Raw genomic sequence first — 1,428 nt, 5'->3', positions numbered from 1 at the left:
TCATCAAAGGAAATACCATGAAAACAGCCCATGATCTAGTCGCACTCGCAAAGAGCCAGATTAAAGAGGTAAGTGTGGCAGATGCTGCACAAGCAATTCAAGATTCAGATGTCTTGCTAGATGTGCGTGAGGCGGATGAATATGCCAGTGGGCATATTCCGGGCGCGGTTCATATCTCGAGAGGCTTATTAGAATTTAAGATAAGCAATGCTCCAGAGCTGGCATCACGTGACTTAAAAATAGTGCTGTATTGCAAGACGAGCGGTCGCGCAGCGCTGGCTGCAAAAGCCTTGAATGACATGGGATACTTAAATGTTGAGTCTATTGCCGGTGGTTTTGATGCATGGGTTGCTGCTGGTAATCCAATTGCCAAGCCCCAAGCTCTTGAGTTTGAATAAAATACAGTTTAATAAACCTCGTTCTTAGGAGTTTGTATGAGTGGTTGGCCATCAGTGAGATTAGTGCAGCAAGCTGATTATCAATTTGCGATTTATTACAACGAAGAGCGGGATCCTATATATGGTGACGAGCCACCGCCATTAGGTACATCTCAAGGCGCTACTCCGTCACAGTTCTTGCTCGCTGGTGTTGCAAACTGCCTGTCTGATTCTTTATTGTTTGCCCTCCGAAAATTTAAGCAAAATCCAGAGCCGATAGAAACCAAGGCACGTTGCGAGATTGGTAGAAATGAACAGAACCGCTTACGCATTCTGGCGATCTACGTTGATATTCATATTGGGGTACCAGGATCTACTTTGGAAAACCTGGATCGAGTATTGGCTCAGTTTCAGGATTTCTGCACCGTATCTTCTAGTGTTAGCCTGGGTATTCCAGTCAATGTCACGGTTATCGATAGCGAGAACACAAAACTATATCCAGCAAGTTGAGTTTTCCAGGCCTATCAATAGAAAAAGCCGCAGAGGAATCTGCGGCTTTTTAATTTCTAAGAATAGAGTTTGAATTAATTACTCTTCTTCGCGACGCAGGTGAGGGAACAAAATCACATCACGAATATTAGGTGCGTCAGTCAGTAGCATGACTAAGCGATCAATACCAATGCCACAACCGCCTGTTGGGGGCATGCCGTATTCAAGTGCACGAATAAAGTCATGGTCAAAGTACATCGCTTCTTCATCACCCGCTTCTTTTTGCTCCACTTGCTTACGGAAGCGGTTGGCCTGATCTTCGGCATCATTTAACTCTGAGAAGCCATTGGCGATCTCACGACCGGTAATGAATAATTCAAAGCGTTCGGTAATGCCAGGACGCGTATCAGATTCACGAGCGAGAGGGCTGACTTCAATTGGGTAATCGATAATGTAAGTTGGCTCCCAGAGGTGTGACTCGGCAACCAATTCAAATAAAGCAAGTTGCAAGGCGCCAATACCGGCATTCTTCAGGGTTGGGGAATCTGGGTTCTCACCACCT

At 45.5% G+C, this 1,428-nt stretch carries 3 protein-coding genes; 2 read left to right on the top strand and 1 reads right to left on the bottom strand.

Annotated elements, in window-relative coordinates; genetic code table 11:
- Positions 1 to 17: 17 nt before the first annotated feature.
- Both B7Y67_RS18040 and B7Y67_RS18035 read left to right on the top strand, forming a co-directional pair.
- Positions 18 to 398 carry a rhodanese-like domain-containing protein gene (locus B7Y67_RS18040; RefSeq protein ID WP_293599814.1) on the top strand — a complete coding sequence of 127 codons (381 nt, stop codon included), beginning with the start codon at positions 18 to 20 and terminating at the stop codon, positions 396 to 398.
- A 36-nt stretch (positions 399 to 434) separates the two neighbouring features.
- Positions 435 to 887 carry an OsmC family protein gene (locus tag B7Y67_RS18035; RefSeq protein WP_293599813.1) on the top strand — a complete coding sequence of 151 codons (453 nt, stop codon included), beginning with the start codon at positions 435 to 437 and terminating at the stop codon, positions 885 to 887.
- 78 nt (positions 888 to 965) lie between these two features.
- Here the strand turns inward: B7Y67_RS18035 and B7Y67_RS18030 are convergent.
- A partial coding sequence (locus B7Y67_RS18030; protein WP_293599812.1) for an amino acid--tRNA ligase-related protein occupies positions 966 to 1,428 on the bottom strand: 463 nt, incomplete at its 5' end.

The organism is Polynucleobacter sp. 35-46-11 (genome assembly GCF_002281105.1).
Note: the sequence above shows the minus strand (reverse complement) of the source record. Positions and strands in the feature narration are given on the sequence as shown.

What these genes read in the sequence shown, in the direction of transcription:
- B7Y67_RS18040 (WP_293599814.1), top strand. Translation starts at nt 18, where the DNA reads ATGAAAACAGCCCATGATCTAGTCGCACTCGCAAAGAGCCAGATTAAA.
- B7Y67_RS18035 (WP_293599813.1), top strand. Translation starts at nt 435, where the DNA reads ATGAGTGGTTGGCCATCAGTGAGATTAGTGCAGCAAGCTGATTATCAA.